This window comes from Rhodococcus jostii RHA1, assembly GCF_000014565.1.
GTDB lineage: Bacteria > Actinomycetota > Actinomycetes > Mycobacteriales > Mycobacteriaceae > Rhodococcus_F > Rhodococcus_F jostii_A.
Window position 1 is genome coordinate 5364656 of record NC_008268.1, and the last position, 24815, is coordinate 5389470.

22 protein-coding genes are annotated in these 24815 nt (G+C 68.2%); 13 read left to right on the top strand and 9 right to left on the bottom strand.

Features of this window, described 5'->3' with window-relative positions:
- Position 1 precedes the first annotated feature (1 nt).
- Positions 2-544, bottom strand: a complete 543-nt coding sequence (locus tag RHA1_RS24830; protein WP_192815088.1) for a gamma carbonic anhydrase family protein — start codon at positions 542-544, stop codon at positions 2-4.
- Positions 545-758: 214 nt separating this feature from the next.
- Here RHA1_RS24830 and RHA1_RS24835 point away from each other — a divergent pair, with 214 nt between their 5' ends.
- The 4 genes from RHA1_RS24835 (at position 759) to RHA1_RS24850 (ending at position 6759) form a co-directional block, all read left to right on the top strand.
- Positions 759-1976 carry a CaiB/BaiF CoA transferase family protein gene (locus RHA1_RS24835; RefSeq protein WP_011597322.1) on the top strand — a complete coding sequence of 406 codons (1218 nt, stop codon included), beginning with the start codon at positions 759-761 and terminating at the stop codon, positions 1974-1976.
- 16 nt (positions 1977-1992) lie between these two features.
- Complete coding sequence (locus RHA1_RS24840) at positions 1993-2862, top strand: hydroxymethylglutaryl-CoA lyase (RefSeq protein ID WP_011597323.1); 870 nt, start codon at positions 1993-1995, stop codon at positions 2860-2862.
- Between the two features lie 28 nt (positions 2863-2890).
- Positions 2891-4258 (top strand): SLC13 family permease, encoded by a 1368-nt coding sequence (locus RHA1_RS24845; RefSeq protein ID WP_011597324.1) that lies wholly within the window; start codon positions 2891-2893, stop codon positions 4256-4258.
- Between the two features lie 221 nt (positions 4259-4479).
- Entirely contained in the window at positions 4480-6759 is a 2280-nt protein-coding gene (locus RHA1_RS24850; protein WP_011597325.1) for a SulP family inorganic anion transporter, read from the top strand.
- A gap of 1 nt (position 6760) precedes the next feature.
- Here the strand turns inward: RHA1_RS24850 and RHA1_RS24855 are convergent, their stop codons facing one another.
- Together RHA1_RS24855 and RHA1_RS24860 are read right to left on the bottom strand one after the other, a co-directional pair.
- Positions 6761-7657 carry an AurF N-oxygenase family protein gene (locus RHA1_RS24855; RefSeq protein ID WP_005255915.1) on the bottom strand — a complete coding sequence of 299 codons (897 nt, stop codon included), beginning with the start codon at positions 7655-7657 and terminating at the stop codon, positions 6761-6763.
- A 99-nt stretch (positions 7658-7756) separates the two neighbouring features.
- Positions 7757-9340 (bottom strand): MFS transporter, encoded by a 1584-nt coding sequence (locus RHA1_RS24860; RefSeq protein ID WP_011597326.1) that lies wholly within the window; start codon positions 9338-9340, stop codon positions 7757-7759.
- A 90-nt stretch (positions 9341-9430) separates the two neighbouring features.
- Between RHA1_RS24860 and RHA1_RS24865 the strand changes: the two genes are divergently transcribed.
- Complete coding sequence (locus RHA1_RS24865) at positions 9431-10102, top strand: TetR/AcrR family transcriptional regulator (RefSeq protein WP_009478117.1); 672 nt, start codon at positions 9431-9433, stop codon at positions 10100-10102.
- A gap of 204 nt (positions 10103-10306) precedes the next feature.
- On the opposite strand, the gene RHA1_RS24870 is transcribed toward RHA1_RS24865, so the two are convergent.
- Positions 10307-11362: an adenylate/guanylate cyclase domain-containing protein gene (locus RHA1_RS24870; protein WP_011597327.1), complete on the bottom strand. Its 1056-nt coding sequence runs from the start codon at positions 11360-11362 to the stop codon at positions 10307-10309.
- 164 nt (positions 11363-11526) lie between these two features.
- On the opposite strand from RHA1_RS24870, the gene RHA1_RS24875 reads away from it, so the two are divergent.
- Both RHA1_RS24875 and RHA1_RS24880 read left to right on the top strand, forming a co-directional pair.
- The gene (locus tag RHA1_RS24875; protein ID WP_011597328.1) at positions 11527-12240 is read left to right on the top strand and encodes a DUF6319 family protein; all 714 of its coding nucleotides are present in this window, start codon (positions 11527-11529) and stop codon (positions 12238-12240) included.
- A gap of 122 nt (positions 12241-12362) precedes the next feature.
- Positions 12363-13016 carry a S1 family peptidase gene (locus RHA1_RS24880; protein ID WP_009478120.1) on the top strand — a complete coding sequence of 218 codons (654 nt, stop codon included), beginning with the start codon at positions 12363-12365 and terminating at the stop codon, positions 13014-13016.
- A 68-nt stretch (positions 13017-13084) separates the two neighbouring features.
- Here the strand turns inward: RHA1_RS24880 and ilvD are convergent, their stop codons facing one another.
- Together ilvD and RHA1_RS24890 are read right to left on the bottom strand one after the other, a co-directional pair.
- Positions 13085-14779, bottom strand: coding sequence for a dihydroxy-acid dehydratase (gene ilvD / locus RHA1_RS24885; protein ID WP_009478121.1), 1695 nt, complete (start codon positions 14777-14779; stop codon positions 13085-13087).
- Positions 14780-14816: 37 nt separating this feature from the next.
- The gene (locus RHA1_RS24890; protein ID WP_009478122.1) at positions 14817-15383 is read right to left on the bottom strand and encodes a TIGR03086 family metal-binding protein; all 567 of its coding nucleotides are present in this window, start codon (positions 15381-15383) and stop codon (positions 14817-14819) included.
- An 84-nt stretch (positions 15384-15467) separates the two neighbouring features.
- Here RHA1_RS24890 and RHA1_RS24895 point away from each other — a divergent pair, with 84 nt between their 5' ends.
- The 4 genes from RHA1_RS24895 to RHA1_RS24910 all read left to right on the top strand — a co-directional run bounded on the left by RHA1_RS24895 (position 15468) and on the right by RHA1_RS24910 (position 20363).
- Entirely contained in the window at positions 15468-16466 is a 999-nt protein-coding gene (locus RHA1_RS24895) for an aldo/keto reductase (RefSeq protein WP_081437533.1), read from the top strand.
- Between the two features lie 45 nt (positions 16467-16511).
- Positions 16512-17789 carry an MFS transporter gene (locus RHA1_RS24900; RefSeq protein ID WP_011597330.1) on the top strand — a complete coding sequence of 426 codons (1278 nt, stop codon included), beginning with the start codon at positions 16512-16514 and terminating at the stop codon, positions 17787-17789.
- 82 nt (positions 17790-17871) lie between these two features.
- Entirely contained in the window at positions 17872-19452 is a 1581-nt protein-coding gene (locus RHA1_RS24905) for an FAD-binding oxidoreductase (RefSeq protein ID WP_050787375.1), read from the top strand.
- Positions 19449-20363, top strand: coding sequence for a diacylglycerol kinase (locus RHA1_RS24910; protein WP_041811972.1), 915 nt, complete (start codon positions 19449-19451; stop codon positions 20361-20363). Before RHA1_RS24905 ends, RHA1_RS24910 begins: the two co-directional genes overlap by 4 nt.
- A 4-nt stretch (positions 20364-20367) precedes the next feature.
- On the opposite strand, the gene hslR is transcribed toward RHA1_RS24910, so the two are convergent.
- Both hslR and RHA1_RS24920 read right to left on the bottom strand, forming a co-directional pair.
- Complete coding sequence (hslR, locus tag RHA1_RS24915) at positions 20368-20751, bottom strand: Hsp15 family ribosome-associated heat shock protein (protein WP_041811975.1); 384 nt, start codon at positions 20749-20751, stop codon at positions 20368-20370.
- A 47-nt stretch (positions 20752-20798) separates the two neighbouring features.
- Positions 20799-22274: an MFS transporter gene (locus tag RHA1_RS24920; protein WP_011597334.1), complete on the bottom strand. Its 1476-nt coding sequence runs from the start codon at positions 22272-22274 to the stop codon at positions 20799-20801.
- A 6-nt stretch (positions 22275-22280) separates the two neighbouring features.
- On the opposite strand from RHA1_RS24920, the gene RHA1_RS24925 reads away from it, so the two are divergent.
- On the top strand, positions 22281-22844 hold the full coding sequence (locus RHA1_RS24925; RefSeq protein ID WP_009478129.1) for a GNAT family N-acetyltransferase: 564 nt from the start codon (positions 22281-22283) through the stop codon (positions 22842-22844).
- 53 nt (positions 22845-22897) lie between these two features.
- Entirely contained in the window at positions 22898-23317 is a 420-nt protein-coding gene (locus RHA1_RS24930; RefSeq protein WP_005561883.1) for a hypothetical protein, read from the top strand.
- Between the two features lie 13 nt (positions 23318-23330).
- Here RHA1_RS24930 and RHA1_RS24935 read toward each other — a convergent pair whose 3' ends face one another.
- Positions 23331-24779: an MFS transporter gene (locus tag RHA1_RS24935; RefSeq protein WP_009478130.1), complete on the bottom strand. Its 1449-nt coding sequence runs from the start codon at positions 24777-24779 to the stop codon at positions 23331-23333.
- Positions 24780-24815 lie beyond the last annotated feature (36 nt).

The following is a 24815-nucleotide window of genomic DNA, read 5'->3' on the forward strand; positions in this document are numbered from 1 at the left end:
CTCAGGCGATGTCGAACGTGGTGACGTCCGCCGATCGATGTTGCTGCGCCAGTTGACGGTAGACCGCGGCGTTGGCGGCGTTGTGGGCCACCTCGTCGTCGGTCAGTTCGCGACGCACCTTCGCTGGCACGCCTGCGACGAGTGAGCGCGGCGGAATTCGCGTGCCCTCGAGGACCAGTGCGCCGGCCGCGACCAGCGACTGCTCGCCGATCACCGCACCGTTGAGGACGGTGGCCCCCATGCCCACGAGGGCGCCGTCCCCCACGGTGCAGCCGTGCAGGACGGCGTTGTGCCCCACACTGACGTCCCTGCCGACGACGACGGGGAAGCCCGGGTCGACGTGAACGGCCACCCCGTCCTGGATGTTGCTGCCCTCGCCGAGGGTGATGGAATCGCAATCGGCACGCAGCACCGCGCCGTACCAGACGCTGGTCTCCGCGCCGAGCGTCGTGGCGCCGATCACCGCGGCCGTCGGCGCGACCCAGGTGCTCTTCTCCGCGCGCGGCGAACGTCCATCGATCGCAACGACGTGTGGTTCTCTCACCGTGTTCTCCTCCTGTCGAGCAGCGGAATCCTGCTGCATTGCGCAGCGTCCCGTCGTCCATTGTCGTGTGGTGCGGACTCCGGGCATTGCCAATTGTGACTGCTGCCACTACCGTCATTCTTATCAGACGGGAATCCAACTGCCAAATAATGAGAATTAGCAGGTTAGGAGCCCAGTCGTCATCCAGTTCAGATCGACGAGGGAGAACTCTCACATGCAGGTCCCAGAGAACGGCCCACTGCACGGCATCCGTGTGCTGGAACTCGGCAACTTCATCGCAGCCCCCATGGCGAGCCGCATCTTCGCCGACTTCGGCGCCGAGGTGGTCAAGATCGAGCGACCGGGCGTCGGCGACGAACTGCGGGGCTGGCGTCGCCGCCGTGGCGCGACGTCGATGATGTTCCGCACCATCGCGCGCAACAAACGGTCCGTCACCCTCGACCTCCGGACCGACGAGGGCCGCGCGATCATTCTCGGCCTCGCCGCGAAGTCGGATGTCGTCATCGAGAACTTCCGTCCCGGAACGCTCGAGCGGTGGGGAATCGGGCCCGACCAGCTGACGGCCGCCAACCCCGACATCGTGCTGGTCCGGATCTCCGGCTACGGGCAGACGGGCCCGTACCGGGAGCGCACCGGATTCGGCGGCGTCGCCGAGGCCTTCGGCGGACTGCGGCACGTCACCGGCTATCCGGACCGTCAATCGGTCCGGGCGGCCGCCCCCATCGCCGACACGCTCGCCGGACTGCACGGTGCGATCGGCGCCCTGATGATGTTGCTGGCCAAGGCAAGGCAGGGTGATCACTCGACCCCGGGCGTCGCGGACGTGGCCCTGTACGAATCGGTGTTCATGGCGATGGAATCCCTCGTCCCCGACTACGACGCGTACGGCATGGTCCGCGAACGGACCGCGGGCAATCTGCCCGGCGTGGTGCCCAGCGGCGTCTATCCGTGCGACGGCGGCTCCGTCATGATCGCCGGCAACTCGAGTGGCGTGTTCGGCCGGTTGATGCAGGCCGTGGGGCGCGGCGATCTGGCCGACGATCCCGAACTCGCCGACGGGGATCAGCGATTCCGCCGGGAAGCCGAACTCGACGAGGCCATCTCGTCGTGGACGTCGGTGCGTCGCCCCCGCGACGTCGTCGCCGAACTCGGCGCCGCCGGTGTGCCCGTGGGCGAGGTGTACGACGCGGTGCAGATCGCCGACGACGAGCACTACAACGCCCGCGGCATGCTCCAGAGCCTGAAGGTGTCCGTCGACGGGGAACCCGAAGAGGTGCGCTTCCCCGGCGTGGTCCCGCAGCTCGACGGCGAACCCACGCAGATCCGCTGGGCCGGCCCCGAGCTGGGTGAGCACACCGACGAGATCCTCGGCGGATTGCTGAATCTGTCGGGTGATCAGCTCGACGACTACCGCGCCCGCAACGTCATCTGAATCGGAGGAAAGTGAAATGTCAGTCACCATAACGGATGTCGTGCTACGAGACGGACTGCAGGACGAGGATGTGGTCGTCTCCACCGACCACAAGATCGTCGTCGCGGACGCACTCGTCGCTGCCGGTGTGAAGCACATCGAAGCGGCATCGTTCGTCTCGCCCACGCGTGTCCCGCAGATGGCGGACGCCGACGACGTCATCGCCCGGCTGCCCCGCACCGACCCGTCGGTCACGTACAGCGCTCTGGCACTCAACCCGCGTGGAGTGCACCGTGCGATCGCGACCGGCATCGACGAGATCCAGGTCGTGACGTCTGCCAGTGCCGGGCACAGCACCGCGAACACGGGCCGGAACCCGGACGAGGCGCTGCACGGACTTGCCGAGGCATTGCAGAAGTACCCGGACCGGAGTTTCCTCGGAGGTGTGTCGACCGCGTTCGTCTGTCCGTTCGAGGGCATCATCGCCCCCGCCGCGCTGGTGCGGGTGGCGAGCGCGATGGCCGCGATGGGTGTGCGCCGGCTCGGGCTGGCCGACACGCTGGGGACGGCCACCACCGAGCAGGTGCTCGCATCGGCCGGGGCGGTACGCGACGCCCTCCCCGACGTCGAACTGAGCCTGCACCTCCACAACGCGCACGGTCAGGCCCTGAGCACCGTGATCGCCGCGCACCGGCAGCTCGGCATCACGCACTTCGACAGCGCCATCGGCGGGTACGGCGGCTGCCCGTTCGCGCCGGGCGCCCACGGCAACCTCGCCACCGAGGAACTGGTCGCGTACCTGCACGCGCACGACATCGACACGGGTATCGACCAGCAGGCCCTCGGCCTCGCCGTCGACACCGTGAAACACGCTCTGGCCCAAGCTCGGCCCCTCACCGCAGTGTGATCTGCGAACTCACCCCGAAAGGCCGACCATGGTCTACGCAATCTCCATCGTCGCTCTCATCGCGATCTTCACAGTTGCGACCCTCACCCCGATCAACATGGGCATCCTCGCGTTCGCCGGAGCGTTCGTCATCGGCGGGTGGGTGTCCGGGATCCCGGTCGAGGACATCATCGACGCCTTCCCCGGCAGCACGTTCATCATCGTCGGCGGCATCACGCTGCTGTTCGCCATAGCCAAGACGAACGGGACCATCGACCTCGTCATCGAGGCCTCGCTCCGACTCGTACGCGGCAGGCGGTGGGCGATCCTGTGGATGATGTTCCTGCTGTCCGGACTGCTGATGGCCCTCGGATCCGTCCTCGCGGTCGGGATGCTCGCCCCCATCGCGATGCCTCTCGCGGCCAAGAACAAGATCAACCCGTTCCTGATGGGCATGGTCATCAGTCACGGCGCCCTGGCCTGCGCGTTCTCGCCCATCAATCTCTACGGCGCATTCATCAACGGACTGATGGACTCGTCCGGCGTCGGAGCGAATCCCCTGGTCCTGTTCGCTCTGCCGTTCGTGCTCAACCTGGCCATCGCGATCGTGCTGTTCCTGATCTACGGCCTCGACCTGATCGGTCGCCGCACTCCGCGTCCCGTCGAGGAGACACCCGACGGCGGAGGATCAGGCGGTTTCTCACGTCGGCCGTCCGGTGGCGTGACTCCGGGCAACGGCCCGGGCGGGAACACCGCGACCCTCACCGATCGTGAGGTCATCGAGGAGGCGCTGATCCACGAAGGCGTGAAGCCGGTGAAGATGAACCGGTACCGGTTCGCGACGCTCGCCGGCATCGGCTTCCTCGTCGTCGGGTCGGTCGCGTTCGGAATCGACGTCGGCGTCAGCTCGATCTGCATCAGTGCGGTGCTGCTGCTGATGGCGCCCAAGTCGCACCCCAAGGTCATCGACAACGTGGCATGGCCGGCCGTGGTGCTCGTGTGCGGGATGCTCACCTACATGGCGGTCATGACGCAGAACGGCACGCTCGACTTCCTCGGCGATGCGGCGTCGGCTCTCGGATCGCCGTTGCTGACCGCGTTGATCCTCTGCTACGCGGTTGCGATCATCTCCGCGTTCGGATCGTCGATCGGTACCCTCGGCATCGCGTTGCCCCTCGCCGCGCCGATGCTCGCGATGGGAGAGGTGGGCGCCGTGGGATTCGTCGCGGCCCTGGCATTCTCCGCGACGGTGGTCGACGTCAGCCCGTTCTCGACGAACGGCGTGATGGTGCTCGCCAACGCACAGGTCGAGGACAAGGGTCGTTTCCAGCGCAAGATGCTCGCCTACTGCGGTCTGATCGTGCTGGCGGCCCCGATGTTCGTCTGGGCGCTGGTCGTCGTGCCCACGTCCGTGTAGGCCGGCCCGGCCGTGCCGGTGACCGTTTCCCGCCGGTGACCGGCACGTCTCACGGTGCAAGGGTGGGCACGGTGAACTTTGTGTACTTTAAGCTTCATGTAATGGACTGTTGTCCAATAGTTTTCGATTCAACTGGTCGAAAAGCACTGTCACAGTGACACATGCCACAAGATCCCGTCCGTTTCGGGCGTTTCGTCGTTCTCCGCCCGTAAGGTGTCGTCATGTCGATCCTCGGGAACGAGAAAGCACCCCCATCCGGTGCCCCCGCCCCCGGACCGACCCTCGGCGAAAGGTTGCGAGATAACGCGCGATACGACCTACCCGCGTCGCTGGTCGTCTTCCTCGTCGCACTACCACTGTCGCTCGGTATCGCGATCGCGTCCGACGCCCCGATCATGGCGGGGCTCATCGCGGCGATCGTCGGCGGTGTGGTGGCGGGTTCCATCGGAGGTTCACCGCTCCAGGTCAGTGGTCCCGCCGCCGGATTGACCGTGGTGGTAGCAGAATTGGTCGCCACGTTCGGCTGGAAGGCCACATGCGCGATCACCGTCGCGGCCGGATTCCTTCAAATCATCTTCGGACTCAGTAGAATTGCCCGTGCGGCCCTGGCCATCGCGCCGGTCGTCGTCCACGCCATGCTGGCGGGTATCGGAATCACGATCGCCCTCCAGCAGATTCACGTCCTACTCGGCGGTAGCTCGCACAGCTCGACCGTCGAGAACATCACTCAGCTCCCCGGCCAGCTGACGTCCGCCCGGTACAGTGACGTCCTCGTGGGATCGGTGGTCATCGCCGTCCTTCTGTTCTGGAAGAAGATCCCCGGCAAGCTGCAGGTGCTCCCCGGCCCGCTGGTCGCCGTCGTCGCCGCCACCGTTCTCTCCCTTGTCTTCCCACTCGACATCGATCGAATCACGTTGGACGGATCCCTGTTCGACGCCGTGGCACTGCCTTCGATGCCGGAGGGCCCGTGGCTCGCAGTGGCCACCGGCGTACTCACGGTCGCGCTGATCGCGAGCGTCGAGAGCCTGCTGTCCGCGGTCGCCGTCGACAAGATGCACGGCGGCACGCGTTCGGAGTTCAATCGTGAACTCGTCGGTCAGGGCTCGGCCAACATGATCTCGGGTCTCATCGGCGGCCTGCCGGTCACCGGTGTGATCGTGCGCAGTTCCACCAACGTGGCCGCCGGGGCGCGCACCCGGGCGTCCGCCGTGCTGCACGGCGTGTGGATCCTCGTCTTCGCCGCGCTCCTCACCGGACTCGTCGAGCAGATCCCGATGGCAGCGCTGGCCGGCCTCCTCATCGTGATCGGCATCCAGCTCGTCAAGATGGCTCATCTGCGGACGGCCCGGCGCACCGGCGACCTGTGGGTGTACGGCGTGACCGTGGCCGGCGTGGTCTTCCTGAACCTGCTCGAGGGCGTGATCATCGGTCTCGCACTCGCGGTGGTCCTGCTGTTGTGGCGGGTCATCCACCCCAAGATGCGGGCCGAACCTGTCGGCTCCGAGGATTCCGGGCGGTGGCGCGTGACCGTCGAGGGGTCGTGCAGCTTCCTGTCCATGCCGGCGTTGACGGGGCTCCTCGCGAAGGTGCCCGAGGGTGCGCACGTCACCGTGGAACTGGCGGTCGACTTCCTCGACCACGCCATGTTCGAGGCGATCGACGACTGGAAGCGTCACCACGAGCGGAACGGCGGAACGGTCGTGATCGATGCGCTCGGCCCCGTCGACATGGACGCCGTCGGCGTGTCCCCGCCCCGGCGCGGCATTGGCGTGGTGAGCCCCCGCGGGTTCGCCCCGTGGAAGAGCTGGCAGCCGCGGCACAGCGACACCGCGGAATCCACCACCACACCGGCGGCGCTCCGACCGGTCCTCGCTGGAGTGTCGGAGTACCACCGACGGAACGCGGCTCAACTGCAACCGCACCTCGACGAACTGCGGGACGGGCAGCGCCCCGACTCGTTGTTCCTCACCTGCTCCGATTCACGCATCGTGCCGAACGTCATCACCAGCAGCGGTCCGGGAGACCTGTTCACGGTGCGCAACGTGGGCAACCTCGTCCCGACCGGGAAGCAGGACGTCTCCGTCGAGGCCGGACTGGCCTTCGCCCTCGACGAACTCGAGGTCAGCTCGGTGATCGTGTGCGGCCACTCCGGCTGTGGCGCGATGAAGGCCGTGCTCGCAAATGCGCAGCCCGAGAACGACGGATCCGATCGCGACGCCGTCGAACAGTGGCTGACGTTCGCGCAGCCGAGCCGGAACGCGTTCCTCAGCGGTCATCCGGTGGCGCGGGCAGCGGCCGAACTCGGATTCGACGAGGTCGACCAGCTGGGCATGGTGAACGTGGCGGTCCAGGTGCAAACCCTCGGGCGCCATCCCCTCGTCGGCGCGGCGGCGGCCGAGGGCCGAGTACGCGTCGCGGGAATGTTCTTCGACATTCCGTCCGCGCGCGTCCTCGAGATCACCTCGACCGGTGTGTCCTACCTGGACCACGTCCCCACATGATTCAGAGGAGATGGACCCTCTTGTAGAGGCGCTTGGACGGGCCGCCGACGAGGCCGACGCCATCGAGGAACTGCATCAACTTGGAACCGGACGTACGAACGGTGTCCTTGTAGTGCTGGTTGTTCTTGGCCTCGGCGGCGGCCCGCTCCGGGTCGAGTCCGGCGTTCGCATACACGTCCTTGCGGATCATGCTCTTCATCACGAAATACACGACCACCGCGGTGTTGAGGCGCTCGAACTGCAGTCGTGCCCAGCTGGCACCCTCGATGCGGCGTCCGACCTCCTCGCGGGCGAAGCGGATGTGGCGGGCCTCCTCGAGGACGTGGATCTTGCTCACCGTTCGGGTGACGGGCTGCACGCGCTCGTCCTTCATGAAGTCGCGCTGCATCATGTCGAGGATCTCCTCGGCGGCCATCACACTGGCGTACGCGTTGGCGCCCCGGAAGAAGCCGCCCCAGATGCGTCCGAGCTTGTGGATCGCGGGGTGCGGGCCGTAGCTCGGCATGTTGAGGCGTTCACCGGCGCGGGCGAACATCACCGAGTGGCGGCATTCGTCGGCCACCTCGGTAAGCGCGAACTGGACGTGGCGCGAGTGCTTGTCGCGGCCGTACACGTCACGCAGCAGCATCTGCATGAGCAGGATCTCGAACCACAGCCCGACGCTGGAGACGCTGGCGGCCTCGTGCTTGGTGAGTTCGATCTTCTGCTCTTCGGTCATCTCGTCCCACAGGGCGGTGCCGTAGAGCGTGCTCCACTCGGGGGTGAGACCGAACTTGTCGTCGGGGATCGGTGCTTCCCAGTCGACCTCGACCATCGGGTCGTAGGACTTGCGTGCCGACGACGCCAGCAAGCGCTGGGCGGTCTCTTCGCGGTCGGAGACGACGATCGATGCGGTCATCACTACCCCTTGATCTGTGACTAGGCGGTCAACTATCTGTGACATTCAGTAACTGATACTGAACGATACAATGACGGCGGTCACAAGGGCAATGCCCGCTCAGTCGACGTCGGCCAGTTCCTCGTCCTTCCACGGCGCCGGAGACGACCCTTTCCGGCCCGGCGCCCACACCGCGAGCACGACCGCGGATGCAAAGCACACGCAGGCCAGGGCGATGGACGCCTCGTCCATTCCCTCGAGGAACGCTTTCCGGGCGAAGCTCGCGAGCTGCTCACCCTGCGGTCCCGCCGACTGGGCGACGTGCAGCGCGGCGGCCAGGGAACTCGACACGGGCTCCTTCGCGACGTCGGGGACGGCGTCGACGGCCGGCTGGACGTGCCTGCCGTAGCCCGCGGCCAGGATGCTGCCTGCCAGTGCGACGCCGATCGCCGCCCCGATCTCGCGTGCCGTGTCGTTGACGGCGGACGCCACTCCCTGTTTCTCGTCAGGAGTGTTCTGCACGATCGCGGTGGTGGCGGGTGCGGTGCACAGGCCGATGCCGAACGCGGCCACGACCAGCGGCAGAGCCACCTGGGGGTAGCTCGAGTACTCGTCGAGCCGGACCATCAGCAGGATTCCGACACCGAGAATCGCGGCGCCGACGGAGAGCAACGGGCGGAGGCCGACATAGGGGAGGACGAACGGCATCCCCACGGACAGCATCATCACGGGTACCGCGATGGGGGCGAGCGCGAGCGCCGACTCCAGCGGCGAGTAGCTCAGCACCAGTTGCAGGTACTGCACCGCGAAGAAGAAGAGCCCGAGGATGGCGAGGAACTGCACCAGCAACGACATCGACCCCGACCCGAAGGCGCGGTTGGCGAAGAGCCGCACGTCGAGGAGCGGATGCTCGCGGCGCAGCTCGACGAGCGCGAACGCTACCGCGGCGGCGACGCCACCCGCCATGAGCCCGACGACGGCGGGATCCAACCAGCCGCGGTGCGGCGCCTCGATCGTGCCGAGCACGAACAGGCCCACCGCCGCCGCGATCGTCACGGTGCCGGGAAGGTCGAGCGGTGCCTGGTCGGTCTGGCGTGAGGAGGCGATGGTGAATCCGGTGAGGAAGAGGACGCCGGACACCACGGCGAGGCTCACGAAGATCGCCTTCCACGACCACTGTTCGAGCAGCAGTCCCGAGACCAGCAGTCCGGCGATCGCGCCCGACCCGGCGACACCCGACCAGATGCCGACGGCCCGGCCGCGCTGGGACAGCGGGAAACCTGCGGTGAGCAGCGACAGCGTCGCCGGCATCACGAAGGCTGCGCCGATGCCGGCGACCGCGCGGGACCCGATGATCCACTCCGGGCTGTCGTTCAGGATCGGAATAGCGGCACCCAGGCCGAAGATCAGCAGTCCGAACATGAGGAGGCCGCGGCGACCGTACCGGTCGCCGAGCGCGCCCGCCGGAAGCAGGAGGGCGGCCAGGGTGAGGGTGTAGCCGTCGACGATCCACGTCAGCTGGCTCTGGGTCGCGCCCGTGTCGCGCGCGAGGTCGGGCAAGGCGGTGTTCAGCGCGGCCATCGCCGCGACGACGAGCGCGACCGCGCAGCACGCGACGGTCAGCATCCAGATCTGCCGAAGGGTCCAGCCGGTGGTGTTGCTCTGTTCGATGTCCTGCGGTGGTGCGGAGTCCCGAGAGCGCACGATGTAGTCCCTCCGTGGAAGTAACGAGACTGCCAGTATCGTTGGTAGACTGACAGTTCACAAGAGGTCGGGCAGTGGCAGGAACAGGCGGTGCAGATGACCGAGCAGGATCCCCGCAGGCAGCGCTCTCGCGCGAGACTTCTCGACGCCGCGACAACTCTTCTCGCGAAGGGTGGCACCGACGCCGTGACGATCGACGCCGTCACCAAACTCGCGAACGTCGCTCGGGCCACGCTCTACCGCCATTTCGACAACGGCACCGAACTGGTCGCCGCGGCCTTCGGGCGGCTGATCCCACCCGCGCCGACAGTGCCCGCCGACGGCGACCTCCGTGACCGGCTCGTCGAGTTGATGGTCAGTCAGGCGAAACTGATCGAGAGTGCCCCCATGAACGTGACGGCCATGTGCTGGCTCGGCATGGGTCCGGCATTGGACGACTACTCGAGCGCGGCCGCCGTCGAGGCGGACAAACCGGAACTGCGGACGCTGAGGCAGACCATCGTCGAGCAGTACCGGGCGGCGTTCGACCAGGTCTTCGGAACACCCGAGGCGGCCGAACGCCTCGGCGAATTCGACTACGACCTCGCTCTCGCGCAACTCATCGGACCACTCGTCTTCACCCGGCTCGCGACCCTGACCCCACTGGGACGGACCGCGTGTGAGCAGATCGTCGACGACTTCCTCGCCGCACGCGCCGCCCAGGTCGCCGCCGGTCCGGCCACGCCGGCGCTCCTCGAGATACCGCCTGCTCAGGCATTGTGACGTCGACAGCTCCGCACGTCGTCATTACCGTGGCACGTGCGCGCGGCACCGGATGCCGCGCGTATCGAATGAATGGTGTGGGAAGGTTTCTCGATGATCACTGATGCACTCAACTGGCTCCTCGGTGCTTGGGGCGGCGTCGCCGCCGGCAGCAGCGGATACTCCATCCCGCCCGGAACCCTTCCCTTCGGAAGCTGACGGTCGCTAGGCGTCCCGGTCTCGGCGCAGCACGAACTGTTCGAGTCGTCGAATCCCTCGAACACGTCGTGAGCGTAGCTGCTTGAGGTAGTAACCGGGGGCGTCGGCGAGTTCGTGGGCGAGCGCCTCGTCGATCAGCACCGTGCCGGGACGCGCCGAACCGGTGAGTCGCGCCGCGGTGTTGACGACGGAGCCGTAGAGGTCGCCGAACCGGACGAGCACCGGACCCATCGCGAGTCCTACCCGCAGTTCGGGGTCCGTCTCGTCCGGCAGAACCTGCTCCCGCAGCTGCAGGGCGATCTCCGCCGCATCGGCCGGCGACTCGACCGCGAACATCACCTCGTCGCCGACCGTCTTCACCACCCATCCCTGATGCCGGCCGATGACCGACGTCGACGCCGACTCGAATCGTTCCAGAAGGTCGCTCAGTTCCCGGGCACCGAGCTGACGGGTCAGCGACGTGTACCCGACGATGTCCGCGAAGCCGACCACCAGTTTCCGGCTCGCGACCTCCTCGCCGGGATTCCCGACGTTGCGACCGGTGGTCGAGGCGATGTGCCTGCGCCACACGTATGCCTGCAACGACTCGACCGCCGGGAGGATCTCGGCGGTGAGTTCGCGCACCTGCTCCCGGATGGCCTGCTCGTCGCTGCCCGCGGACCCCGCGAGCTGATCGACGATGTGGGTGCTGATCAATGACACCTGCCATTCGGCGAGCCGCGACATCGCCTGGCCGAGTGCACGGGCCGCCGCCACCTCGCGTTCCGGCGAGATGATCCCCTGGTCGACGAGCGAGGCGATGGTGCGCAACGCGGCGGCGTCCCCCTCGGTGAACATGACGCCGTCCGGATCGGTGTCGACCGCGAAACCCATCGACACCCACAGGCGGTCCGCCCGTTCGAGGGACACCCCCGCGAAGTCGGCGATCTCGGCCCGCGTGTAGCGGCGGGGCCCGCCCAGAAGCGATTCCTCGAGATCGGCCTGGACGTCGCGGAGCAGGGTCGGTGAGATCTGCGTCGTCGTTGCGGTCTCGTCGCCGTTCTCCGGTGCTTCCGAGGTCACGTCGTTCCTCTCGATACGTTCGATCCGCACGCATGGTCGCCGGTGCGTCCGTCCCCCTCAATCTGCCACTGTGCGAGCCCGTCCGATGCGGAACCGTCGGTGGGGTGTGCGAGAGTTGCGGTGCTCACGAGCGTAACCAGGAGACAGACCAGAAAGGACAGCGCATGCCGCCCCGTAGACGTTCCGGTGCCGCCGCACCGGATCACCTGACCGCGGAGAATCTCGAGACCCTCGCTGCCGCGATCGCGGAAGGTAAGCGGGCCACCGTGTATCTGCGCGAGGCGATGCCCAGCCTCGGGCTCGAGGCCGGAGCCTCGGCGAAAGCTATCTCGGTGCAAGGCAATACGCTCTTGATCCGCCCCAAGGGTGTCGACGACGAGCTCCCCTTCGAAGCGGAGGAGCTTCTGATGAGACGAATTCCGGCCCCCAAGCCTGCGCCCGCACCCGCCGCCCGCGCGACACCGGTCGTGCACCAGGAGATCGAGCCCGGCCCGCCCCCTGCCTCCAAGACGCCCGCCGCCAAGACCGTCGCGACGCCTGCGCCCGTTGCCACCGCGGTTCCGAAACCCGCCGCGGCACCGGCCAAACGCACCAGCAAGAAGGTGCCCGCGGGAGTCAGCGTCACCATCCACGCCGGCGCCGACAACGACTGGAGCGTCACCGTCGCGCACGGAGCCAAGCGTCCGGGCAAGGCCGTCCCCGTCTCTCCGGACGCCGTCGAGCGCGCCGTCCGGGAACTCGGCGAGGAGACGGCGATCGAAGCCGTCGAGTCGATCATCGTGGCGGCACGCAACCTCGCGGCGGCCCGGGTGGACGAGCTGAGCCGGCAACTCGAGGACGCCCGCAAAGCACTGGAGGCACTCGGCGCCGTCGAGTAGCGCCCGGGTGAGTAACGGGTCGCGGTCTCTACATCGGCATTCCCCCACACAGGTCTTGCGCGGGGTGGGATTCTTATGGGGAGACACGCGGCCGTCGGGGCTCATCCGGGAAGGTTCGAAAAATGTTGAAACGATTCGCGGCGGTTGTTGCGGCGACAGCGGGAATTCTGGGATTCGTTGCGGCGGGGTCCGCGACAGCAGCTCCGGCCGCCGTCTTGGGGGGCGGTTCGGGGATCGTGGTGAACGACGAACTCGTCTGCTCACTCACCACCATCGGCCACGACAACGCGGGCAGGCTCGTCGGCCTGACGGCGGGCCACTGCGGTGAGGCGGGCTCCTACGTGGTGCCCGAAGCCAGTCAGGACAGTGGCATCGTCGGAAAGTTCGTCGTCTCCAATCCCGCTCTCGACTACGCGGTGATCCAGTTCGACCCGGCGAAGGTCGTCCCGGTCAACCGGGTCGGCGGCGTCACCATCACCCAAATCGGCGCACCGGCAGCGTTCCCGCAGGTGGCGTGCAAGGAAGGCCGCACCACGGGCAACACCTGCGGCATCGTCTACGGCGACCTCATGCAGACGGGGGAGACGTGGACCCAGGCCTGCGTGATCGAGGGTGACTCGGGCGCACCGATGGTCGTCGGCACCACCCTGGTGGCCATGGTCAACGCCTACCTCGCGGCACCGTGCATCGGCCCGGAGATCGGCACCAACCTCAACTCCATCGTCGCCGATATGAACGCGAGCGGTGGTCCCGGCGCCGGGTTCCGGCCCATCTAGGCGCCTCCGGCGCCCGTGCGTGGTTAACGAGTCTCTGGACTCGTCAACCACGCACGGGCGCGAAGCGCCTACCCGCAGACGGCGCCGCCCGAGGCGGAACCGACGAGCTTCGTGTACTTGGCCAGGACCCCGCGGGTGTAGCGCGGGGGCAGAGGCTCCCACCCGTTCTTGCGGCCGGCGAGTTCCTCTTCGTCGACGAGCAGTTCGAGGGTGCCCGTTCCGACGTCCAGTCGGATCTGGTCGCCGTCGCGGACGAACGCGATGGGACCGCCGTCGACGGCTTCCGGTGCCACGTGGCCGACGCACAGGCCGGTGGTGCCGCCGGAGAATCGGCCGTCGGTGAGCAGGAGGACGTCCTTGCCCAGCCCGGCGCCCTTGATCGCGCCGGTGATCGCGAGCATCTCGCGCATGCCGGGACCGCCCTTGGGGCCCTCGTAGCGGATGACCACGACGTCGCCGTTCGTGATGGTGCCGTCCTCGAGGGCATCCATCGCGGCGCGTTCCCGTTCGAAGACGCGGGCGGTGCCGGTGAAGACGTCGGAGTCGAACCCGGCCGACTTCACCACCGCGCCGCCCGGGGCGAGGGACCCCTTGAGGATCGTGATTCCGCCGGTCGGGTGGATGGGCGAACTCATCGCGCGGAGCACCTTGCCGTCCGGGTCGGGAGGGGCGATGGCCGACAGGTTCTCGGCCATGGTCTTGCCGGTGACGGTGAGGCAGTCGCCGTGCAGCATCCCGGCGTCGAGCAGGGCCTTCATGATGACGGGGACGCCGCCGATGTGGTCGACGTCCTTCATCACGTGCTTGCCGAACGGTTTGACGTCCGCGAGGTGCGGGACGCGGGCGCCGACGCGGGAGAAGTCGTCGAGGGTCAGTTCCACATCCGCTTCGCTCGCGATCGCCAGCAGGTGCAGGACGGCGTTGGTGGAACCGCCGAAGGCCATGACCACGGCGATGGCGTTCTCGAACGCTTCCTTGGTGAGGATGTCCCTGGCGGTGATGCCGCGGCGGAGCAGTTCGACGACGGCTTCACCGCTGCGCCTCGCGAATCCGTCGCGACGACGGTCGGTGGCGGGCGGGGAGGCGCTGCCGGGCAGCGACATGCCGAGCGCCTCGGCGGCACTGGCCATCGTGTTCGCGGTGTACATTCCGCCGCACGCGCCCTCGCCGGGACAGATGGCACGCTCGATGGCGTCGACGTCCTCACGGCTCATCAGTCCGCGCGAACAGGCGCCGACCGCCTCGAACGCGTCGATGATGGTGACGTCGCGTTCGGTGCCGTCGGACATTTTTGCGACACCGGGCAGGATCGAACCGGCGTAGAGGAACACGCTCGCGAGGTCGAGGCGGGCCGCGGCCATCAGCATGCCGGGCAGGGACTTGTCGCAACCGGCGAGGAGCACCGACCCGTCGAGGCGTTCGGCCTGCATCACCGTTTCCACGCTGTCGGCGATCACCTCACGGGAGACGAGGGAGAAGTGCATGCCCTCGTGTCCCATCGAGATGCCGTCGGACACGGAGATGGTGCCGAACTCGAGGGGATACCCGCCTGCGGCGTGGACGCCGTCCTTGACGGCCTTCGCGAGCCGGTCGAGCGACAGGTTGCAGGGGGTGATCTCGTTCCAGGACGACGCCACGCCGATCTGGGATTTCCCCCAGTCGTCGTCGCCCATGCCCACCGCACGGAGCATTCCGCGCGCTGCGGTCTTCTCCAATCCGTCGGTGACGTCACGGCTGCGGGGTTTGGGATCCGGGGTACTCATGTCACCCAGCGTAGGCGGGACCCTCCGCGGCGGTTGGTTAAATGCGTTGCCGGGGATCGCGACCGGTCAGGGCGATCAGGCGATCCTGCAGCGGCGAGTCGTCGGGAACGTCGACGGGGTCGGCGAACAGTCCGCTCTCGGAGAGCATCTCGCGTTGGCCGTCGAGATCCGACCAGACGCCGGCGACGAGGTGCGGGTCGAGTGTGTCGTCGGATCCGGTGGCCTTGGCGAGGTCCCATGCGTGGATGGTGACGTCGGCGATCTGCTGCCGCAGATACGGCTCGAGCGGCACCGTCCCGTAGGACAGGTGGACCTGCGTCTGCGGGTCGGTCGACGACCACGCGTGGATGGCCGCGTCCGAATACCGCTGCCATTCCGACCGCATGTCGCCGTGCAGGGGCTCGATGTCCGGGGTCGCTTCGCCGACCGTCTTCCCGGCAAGCAGTGGGGGAACCCACTGCTGTTCCTCGATGACGTGCCGCACCAGGTGGGTGACGTCCCATTCGCGGTCCGGGGTCGGCGCCGACCAGTCGGTGATCGCGGCGACCCGTGCACCGAACTCGCGGTGGGCGATGCGGGCGAGTTCGAACCAGTCGAATGCCATGTCTTCAGGGTAGAGCCAGCCGGGTCACGATCAGCGCGATTCCAAACGATGCACCTGTCGGAGTGCTCGGGAAGGATGGTGCGCATGACCAACATCCCCACCGTGCAGTTGTCCGAAGGCCTCACCGTCAGCGCGCAGGGCTACGGCGCCATGTCCGTCGCCCCCGTGTACGGCCCCGTCGATGCCGCGGAGGCGCTCGCGACCCTCCACCACGCCATCGACATCGGAGTGACGTTCATCGACACGGCCAACGTGTACGGCGACGGCGCGAGTGAGATCGCGGTGGGCACGGTGCTGAAGGAACGCCGCGACGAGGTGCAGCTGGCCACCAAGTTCGGTCTCGTCGGCAACATCGCGAACGGCCGGCGCAGCATCAACGCCAAGCCCGACTACGTGGCGCAGGCCCTCGACGAATCGCTGTCCCGGCTCGGCGTCGACACCGTCGATCTGTACTACCTGCACCGCGTCGACCCCGAGGTGCCCATCGAGGACACCGTCGGCGCGATCGCGGAACAGGTGAAGGCAGGCAAGGTCCGCAACATCGGACTGTCGGAGGCGACCGGCGACGAACTGCGTCGCGCGTCACAGGTGCACCCCATCGCCGCGATTCAGAGCGAGTGGAGCATCTGGAGCCGCGACGTCGAGAAGCACGTCGTTCCCGCGGCGGCCGAACTGGGCATCGGCTTCGTGCCGTACTCGCCGGTGGGCCGGGGCTTCCTCACCGGAACGTACGACCCGGCCACGCTGGGCGACAAGGATCTGCGCCGCCGGTTCCCGCGTTTCGGCGACGATGCACTGCCGGCGAACCTGAAGGTGCTCGACGTCGTCCGCGAGGTCGCTGCCGAACTCGACGCGACGCCCGCCCAGGTGTCGCTGGCGTGGCTGGACGCGAAGGGCCGCGAGTTCGGGTTGCCGTCCGTGTCGATTCCCGGCACCCGGTTCGCGGCGCGCGTCACGGAGAACGCCGGCGCGCTCGCAGTCACGCTGACCGAGGGGCAGATCGCGCGCCTGGACCTGCTCGCGGATCTCACCGTCGGCGAGCGCACGGCCGATCCGACCTGGGTGTCGCTGGGCCGCGAGTGACTTCACTCAGCGGGTAATGCCTGCTGGGGGGTAGTTTGATCTGCGATGAGCAGAGTGTGGTTGGTGTGGGGCGTCGGGGTTGTCGCTTATATCGTCGCCGTCCTGCATCGAACCTCGTTCGGTGTGTCGGGCCTCGCGGCGACGGAACGATTTTCGATCAGTCCGAGTGTGTTGTCGGGTTTCGTCGTACTCCAGATCGTGGTGTATGCGGGGATGCAGATCCCGGCGGGTGTGCTCCTCGACCGGTACGGGTCGCGGATCATGATTTCCGCGGGCGCCCTCATCATGGCCTCGGCACAGATGCTCCTCGCGCTCACCGAATCGCTGCCGCTGGCGGTCGCCGCGCGCGTTCTCGTCGGCGTCGGCGACGCGATGACGTTCATCTCCGTGCTGCGCCTGGTGCCGCAGTGGTTCGCGCCGCGGCGGGTCCCGCTCGTGTCGCAGCTGACCGGCATCTTCGGTCAGATCGGTCAGATCCTGTCGGCGCTGCCGTTGATGCTGTTGCTGAACGGGCCGGGCTGGGGTTTCGCGTACGGCAGCGCGGCGTCGCTCGGTTTGCTGTCGTTCGTGCTCGCCGTGTCCGTCATCCGCAATGCGCCGCCCGGTCTGGAGGTGGTGGCCGCGCCCGCCGGACTGCGGGAGGTGGGCAAGCAGATCCGCGCCGTGTGGGGTCGTCCCGGCACCCGGCTCGGGTTCTTCACCCACATGGGCACGCAGTTCTCGATGACCACGTTCGCCCTGTTGTGGGGTGTGCCGTACCTGAGGTCGGCGCAGGGGTTGTCGCCGGCGGAGGCCGGTTCGCTGCTGACCCTGTCGGTGATCTCGGCGATCGTGGCCGGGCCGATCATCGGCATCCTCAGCGGCCGGTTCCCGATGCGCCGCTCCTATCTGGTGCTGGCGATCATGATCAGCAACGCGGCGATCTGGACCGTCGTCCTGTCGCTGCCGGGTCCGGCGCCGATCTGGTTGCTGATCGTGCTGGTGATGGTGATCTCGGTGGGCGGCCCCGGTTCGATGATCGGCTTCGACTACGCCCGCATGTTCAATCCCAGCACCAGCATGGGAACGGCGCAGGGAATGGTCAACATCGGCGGCTTCCTGGCGTCGTTGCTGGTCATCCAGGCGATGGGTCTCATCCTCGACGCGATGGGCGGGTACTCGTTCGACGCGTTCCGGGTGGCCTGGCTCGTGCAGTACCCGGTCTGGATCGTGGCGATCACGGGTGTTCTGGTGACGCGTGGGAAGACGCGGAGGCAGATGGGATTGGTGCTGCGGCCCATTCGTCAGGTGTGGCGGGAGCGGGGCGGTCGCCGAAAGGGCTAGTTACACTCTTACATGATGTGTAACACTATAACGCATGAGCAATGAGCGATCGGAAGATCACGCCGTCCTGACGGCTCCCCCGATGCAGTGGGACGCCTGGGGTGCGTCGGAAAAGCACAAGGTCCTCTCGGACGGCGTCAAAGGACTGCTCCAGCAGGCCCTCGGCGTCACGATCAGGGAACCCTCCGACCGGGTGGCCGACGACGTCGTCCTGGCTCCCAGCGCACTGTCAGACCAGCAGATCGCCGCGCTCGCGGGCATCGTCGGAGAACAGTTCTGCAGCACCGCGCACTCCGACCGGCTGCTGCGTTCCGGCGGCAAGAGCACGCTCGACCTGCTGCGTCGCCGCAGCACCGAACCGCAGAACGCACCCGACGCCGTGATCACTCCCGGCACCGACGCCGAGGTCGCCGACGTGCTCCGATACTGCGCCGACCACGGCATCGCGGTGGTGCCGTTCGGGGGCGGAACGAGCGTGGTCGGCGGACTCGACCCCGTGCGCGACCGATTCGACGCCGTCGTCTCGCTGGACCTGCGCCGGTTCGACGCGCTCATCGACCTCGACACCGACTCCGGCATCGCGACGCTGGGCGCGGGCGTGACGGGTCCGCTCGCCGAGGAACTGCTCGGCGCGCACGGCTTCTCGCTCGGGCACTTCCCGCAGAGCTTCATGTTCGCGACCATCGGCGGCTTCGCGGCCACCCGGTCGTCGGGGCAGGCGTCCGCGGGGTACGGGCGGTTCGAGGACATGGTGCAGGGACTGCGGGTGGTGACCCCCACCGGGACCCTCGACACGGGGCGCGCCCCGGCCTCCGCGGCGGGTCCGGACCTCGGCGAATTGTTCGTCGGGTCGGAGGGCACGCTCGGCGTGATCACCCGGGTGCGGGTGCGGGTGCACGCGGTCCCCGACACCACCGTCCGGGAAGGGTGGAGTTTCCCCGACTTCGAGACGGGCGCGGCGGCTCTGCGTGCGTTGCGGCAGGAAGGTGCGGTCCCGACCGTGCTGCGGCTGTCCGACGAGGCGGAGACGGCGGTGAACCTCGCGACCACCGACAAGATCGGTGAGGAGACCGTCACCGGCGGCTGCCTGGCGATCACGACGTTCGAGGGCACCGCCGAGCACACCGCGGAGCGGACGGCGGAGGCTCGTGCCGTGCTGGTGGCGCACGGCGGCACGTCCCTGGGCGAGGGGCCCGGAAACGGTTGGGAGCACGGCCGTTTCGACGCACCGTACCTGCGCGACTCGCTGCTCGACGCCGGAGCGCTGTGTGAGACGCTGGAAACCGCGACCACCTGGGGCAACCTCGCTGCGCTCCGCACGGCCGTGACCACCGCGCTGACGGAGTCGCTGTCCGGGCAGGGCACCCCGCCGCTCGTCCTCTGCCACATCTCGCACACGTACCCGACCGGCGCCTCGCTGTATTTCACCGTCGTGTCCGCGCAGGCGGACGACCCGATCGAACAGTGGCGGAAGGCCAAGACCGCCGCCGGTGATGCGATCGTCGCCGCCGGCGGCACCATCACGCACCACCACGCGGTCGGAGTCGACCACCGCCCGTGGATGCGGGACGAGATCGGCGACCTGGGCGTCGCGATTCTGCGGGCGGTCAAGGACACGGTCGATCCGGTGGGAATCCTCAACCCCGGCAAGCTGATTCCGTGAGCACCCAGCAGGTGATCGAGAAGGTCACCGTCCTCGTCAACCCCCTCGCCGGTCACGGTCACGCACCCGTCGCCGGCCGCAAGGGGGTGGCCCGCCTGCGTGAGCGCGGGGTCGCCGTCACCGAGATCATCGGAACGGATGCCGATCACGCGCGCATGCTGGCGCGCCGGGCGATCGACGACGGCACCGACGCGCTCGTCGTCGTCGGCGGGGACGGCGCCATCAGCATCGGGTTGCAGGCGGCGGCGCAGTCCGGGACGCCGGTCGGGCTGATCCCGGCCGGCACCGGCAACGACCACGCGCGCGAATTCGGTATCCCCGTTGGCGATCCCGTCGCCGCGGCCGACGTGATCGCCGACGGGGAGGTGCAGGAGTCCGACCTCGCCAGGATCACGCTCACGGACGGCGCGGTGGTGTGGGCGGGCACCATCGTGGCGAGCGGATTCGACTCGCTCGTCACGGACCGCGCCAACCGGATGTCCTGGCCGAAGGGTCCGATGCGGTACAACCTCGCGATGCTCGCCGAACTGACGCAGCTCCGCCCGCTGCACTACAGCATCGAATTGGACGAGGAGAGGTTCCAGGTGGACGCCACCCTCGTGGCGGTGGGCAACGGACGCTCCTACGGCGGCGGCATGCAGATCTGCCCGGGCGCCGACAAGACCGACGGCCTGCTCGACGTCACGGTCGTCGACTACGGTCGCCGGTCGAGGCTGGTCCGCTTGTTCCCCCGGGTCTACAAGGGCACACACGTGGATCTCCCCGACGTGCAGACCTACCGTTCACGGACGGTGCGATTGCAGTGCGACGGCATCACGGCCTACGCGGACGGCGACCGGGTCGGCCCGCTGCCCGTCACCATCGAGGCGGTGCCGGCCGCCCTGCGCATCCTCAGCCACACCCCGGCCTGAGCGGTCACAACCCGCGCAACCGGTCCATCTCGCGGCGTTCGCGTTTGGTGGGCCTGCCGGCGCCGCGGTCGCGCTGCGGTATCGACGCGAGGACTTCGCGCGGTGGGGGCGGTGGTGTGTTGTCGGTGTAGCACTCGACCGCCACCACCGCGCCGACCCGTTTGGTGATCGGCCGGACAACCTCGACGATGCGTTCGACACCCGCCGCGCGAACGCGGACCTCGTCACCGGCCTTGACCGGCTGCGCCGGTTTGGCGGTGGTGCCGTTGACCCGCACGTGCCCCGACCTGCAGGCGGCCGCCGCCGCGGACCGCGTTTTGAACAGCCGGGTCGCCCAGGTCCAGCTGTCGACCCGGACGCTCGCGGGATCGGTACCGGAAATCGCCACCCGACCAGGATACGAAAGCGCGCGTGACGGTGTGGCCTGCGGGCGCGTCACCCGTTCGGGGGAGTACGGTTCGACCGGGCGAGGGTCGGTTGCACTGCCGGGCCGGTGACGTCGCAATGTGGTTTGCATGCAACCGAATCCGCGGGGGGAGTCGGCGGGGCGGGCGCCCGGATCAGGGCTGCGGCGATGGTCGCCCCGACCAGGAGCAGTGCGATGCAGATGTACATCGCGATGCGGAAGCCCTGCGAGAAGCTGTCGGGGTCGATCATGCTTTCGGCGTCGATCCCGGCGATCCCGGGGAGTGCGGCCACCGCCAGCAGCTGGCTGGTGCGCGCGACGGCGTTGTTCACCCCGGAGGCGATGCCGGACTGGTCGACCGGGACCGACCCGAGCACGGCGGCGGTCAGCGGCGCGACCATGGCGGACAGTCCGAGGCCGAAGACGACGACGCCGGGGAGCACGACCGTCCAATAGTTCGCACCCGGCCCGATCCGGGTCATCAACAGCAGGCCGATCGCTGCGAGTGCGGGCCCGACGGTCATCGGCAGCCGTGGGCCGTGGGTCTGGGCGTAGCTGCCGGCGCGGGAGGAGAACGCCAGCATCGCCAGCGTGATCGGGATGGTGGCGACTCCGGCTTCGATCGGCGAGTATCCGGCCACCAACTGCAACTGCAGGACCAGGAGGAAGAAGACGCCGCCGAGTGCGGCGTACACGGCGAGCGTCACCAGGTTTGCCACCACGAACATGCGCGACGCGAACAAACTCGGCGGCACCAGGGCGTTCGGTGAACGCCGTTCCACCACGACGAACGCGATCAGCGCGACGGTCCCGACCACCCCGGCGATCAGGTTCATCTCGATCAGACCGTAGGTGAGCGCGCCGAGGCCGATCACCGCGCACACCGACCCGAGCACGTCGAGGTGATCGGGCGGATGCGGGTCGCGGCTCTCCGGGACGTGCCGCATCGACGCCCACACGACGACGACGGCGAACGGAAGATTGAGCAGGAACACCGACCGCCAGCCGGCCACCTCCACCAGCCAGCCGCCCAGGAGAGGGCCGATCGCCCCCGCCACCCCGCCGAGTCCCGACCACAGTCCGATTGCGGCACCCCGGTCGTCCTCGTGGATCGAGGCCGAGATCAGAGCGAGGCTGCCGGGGGTCAGCATCGCGGCCCCGACACCCTGCAGAATCCGTGCGATCACGAGCATCGTGATGTCGGGTGCGATGCCGCACAGGAGTGACGCCGCCGCGAACCAGACCGTCCCCCAGACGAAGACGCGGCGCCTGCCCCAGCGATCCCCGAGCGCCCCGCCCAGCAGGATCAGCGACGCCAGGGCGAGGGTGTACCCGCTCAGTACCCACTGCATTCCCGCGACATCCGACCCGAGGTCCTCGCCGATGTGCGGCAGGGCGATGTTCACCACCGTGCCGTCCAGTAGCGCGAGGCTCGAACCGAGAACGGTCGCGGTGATCACCCACCGCCCTTGGCGGGTGCTCAGGCGCAGAACTGTCTCGGTCATCTCCCCATGGTGCGCCGCGGTTCAGGCAGCGCGGTACTCGTTGCGATTTCTCGCGCGGGCTTCGGCATACTCGACATCGTTGCCCGGTCGAAACCGAAAGTCGAGAGCCTGCACGTGTACATCGAAGTCGACGACCTGTCCCGCGAGGCCGTGCACGGACTGTTGGCCGAGCACCTGGCGGACATGCGTGCCACGTCGCCGCCCGACAGTGTTCACGCCCTCGATCTGCCCGGCTTGCGGGACCCGTCGGTCACCGTGTGGACGCTCTGGGACGAGGAGACGGTGCTGGGAACCGTGGCTCTGCGTGAGCTCTCGCCGGCCGAGGGCGAGATCAAGTCGATGCGGACGGCCACCGAGGCGCGCGGGCGGGGTGTGGCCAGCCGGCTCCTCGCGCATCTGGTCGACGAGGCGCGGGCACGCGGGTACGTCCGGCTCAACCTCGAGACCGGCACCGAGGACTTCTTCGCCCCGGCCAGGCGCCTGTACACCGAGCACGGCTTCACCGAATGCCCCCCGTTCGGGAGCTACGGCAACGATCCGAACAGCATCTTCTTCACACTCGCCCTGTGACAGCCCGGTCCGTGCGACACTTTCCGCCACGCACCTCGATATACGGAGAACTCATGGACATCATGCGCAAGGTCGCAGTCGGGGCCGTCGCGGTGGCCGGCCTGTCTTTCTTCGCCGCGGGGACGGCCGCGGCAGACCCGGTGCCGGCGCCCATGCCGCCGCCGCTACCCGCGCCGATGCCGGTCCCGTTGCCTGCGGGGACATACCTCGGCACCACCAACGTTCTCGGTGGCGACCTGATCTGGAAGGGCAAGACGTTCGGGCCCGGGTGGGTCATGGACAACTTCGGTGTGTTCTTTCCGTACATCTTCGGCATGACCACACCGGAAGCGAGCGGTTCCCTCGTCACCGACTACAGCCCTTCCGGGCTGCCGTTCCTGACCGACCGGATCACCCCGAGGCCCGACGGCACCTACGAGGGCACCGTCTACATCAACGGCAACCCCGTGGCGGGGTACGCCCTCCACAAGTAGGCGATCAGCAGGGCTACACCTTCGACGGTGCGAGCGGTTCGGGGGTAATCGAGTTCGGCGCCGCGGGGGTGACGCGGCGAGTGGGGATGGCCAGCGTGATGGCCGCGGCGACCAGTGCGACACCGCAACCGATCAACAGGCCGGTTCGGAAGCCGCCCTCGGTGGGCAGGGTGTGGCCGGCGACCTGGACGCTCATCTGGGCGAGAACCACACCGACGACGGCAGCGGACACCGCGGTACCGACCGAGCGCATCAGAGAATTGACGCTGTTGGCGGAGGCGGTCGCGGACTGCGGCACGGCGCTCATCACCAGGGCGGGCATCGCACCGTAGGCCAGACCGACGCCCGAGCCGCAGATACAGGTCACCACGACCAGGCCCCACGTCGACCCCATCAGGAACATCGACGATCCGTAGCCGAGCGCGATGACGAGGCTTCCGACGAGCAGGGTGACCTTCGGCCCGCGGGTGGATGACAGCTTGGCGCCGAAGGGGGAGACCGCCATCATCATCAGACCCGAGGGGGCCATCCACAGACCCATGGCCAGCATCGACTGTCCCAGGCCGTATCCCGTAGACGCCGGCAACTGCAGGAGCTGTGGAACGATCAGGGACTGGGCGTACATGGCGAAACCGACGACGACGGACGCGGCGTTGGTCAGCAGCACCTGACGGCCGGCGATCACCCGCAGGTCGACCAGCGGTTCGGGAGTGCGGAGTTCCCACCAGCCCCAGGCCGTCAACGCGACGACCGTGGTCGCGAACAGACCGAGGGTGGTGCTGCTCGCCCAGCCCCAGTCGGCGCCCTTGGACACAGCCAGCAGCAGGGACACCAGTCCGACACCCAGTCCGACTGCGCCGATGGGATCGAAGCGGGCCTTGGGTCCGTGGACGGGTGTGGCAGGCACGAAGAACCAGAGCAGCACGGCGATCAGCGCGCTGAGCCCGGCGGCGCCCCAGAACAGCACGCGCCAGCTCGCATTCTCCGCGACCGTTGCGGCGAGCGGCAGACCGAGGGCGCCGCCGATGCCCATGGACGAGCTCATCAAGGCGATGGAGGAGTGCAGGCGCTCGGGCGGCAGCAGGTCCCGCAGTGCGCTGATTCCCAGCGGAATCATGCCCACACCAATGCCCTGCAGCCCTCGGCCGATCACCATCGGGGCCAGGGACGTCGCGACCGCACAGACCACCGAGCCCAGGACGAGCGGAACCGTGCAGATCAGCATCATCCGCCGCTTGCCGTACAGGTCGCCGAGACGTCCGGTGACCGGTGTCGCCACGGCGCCGGCGAGCAGCGTCGCGGTGATCACCCAGGACGCGTTGGAGGCGGTCGTGTCGAGCAGTCGGGGAAGGTCGCCGATCAGCGGCACCACGAGGGTCTGCATGAGCGCGGCGACGATGCCGGTGAAGGCCAGCACGGCGACGAGGCCGCCCGGTCGGACGGCGGGCGTCGGACTGTCCACACGAATCTCCTCAACTCAGCGAAACACAATTTGTGC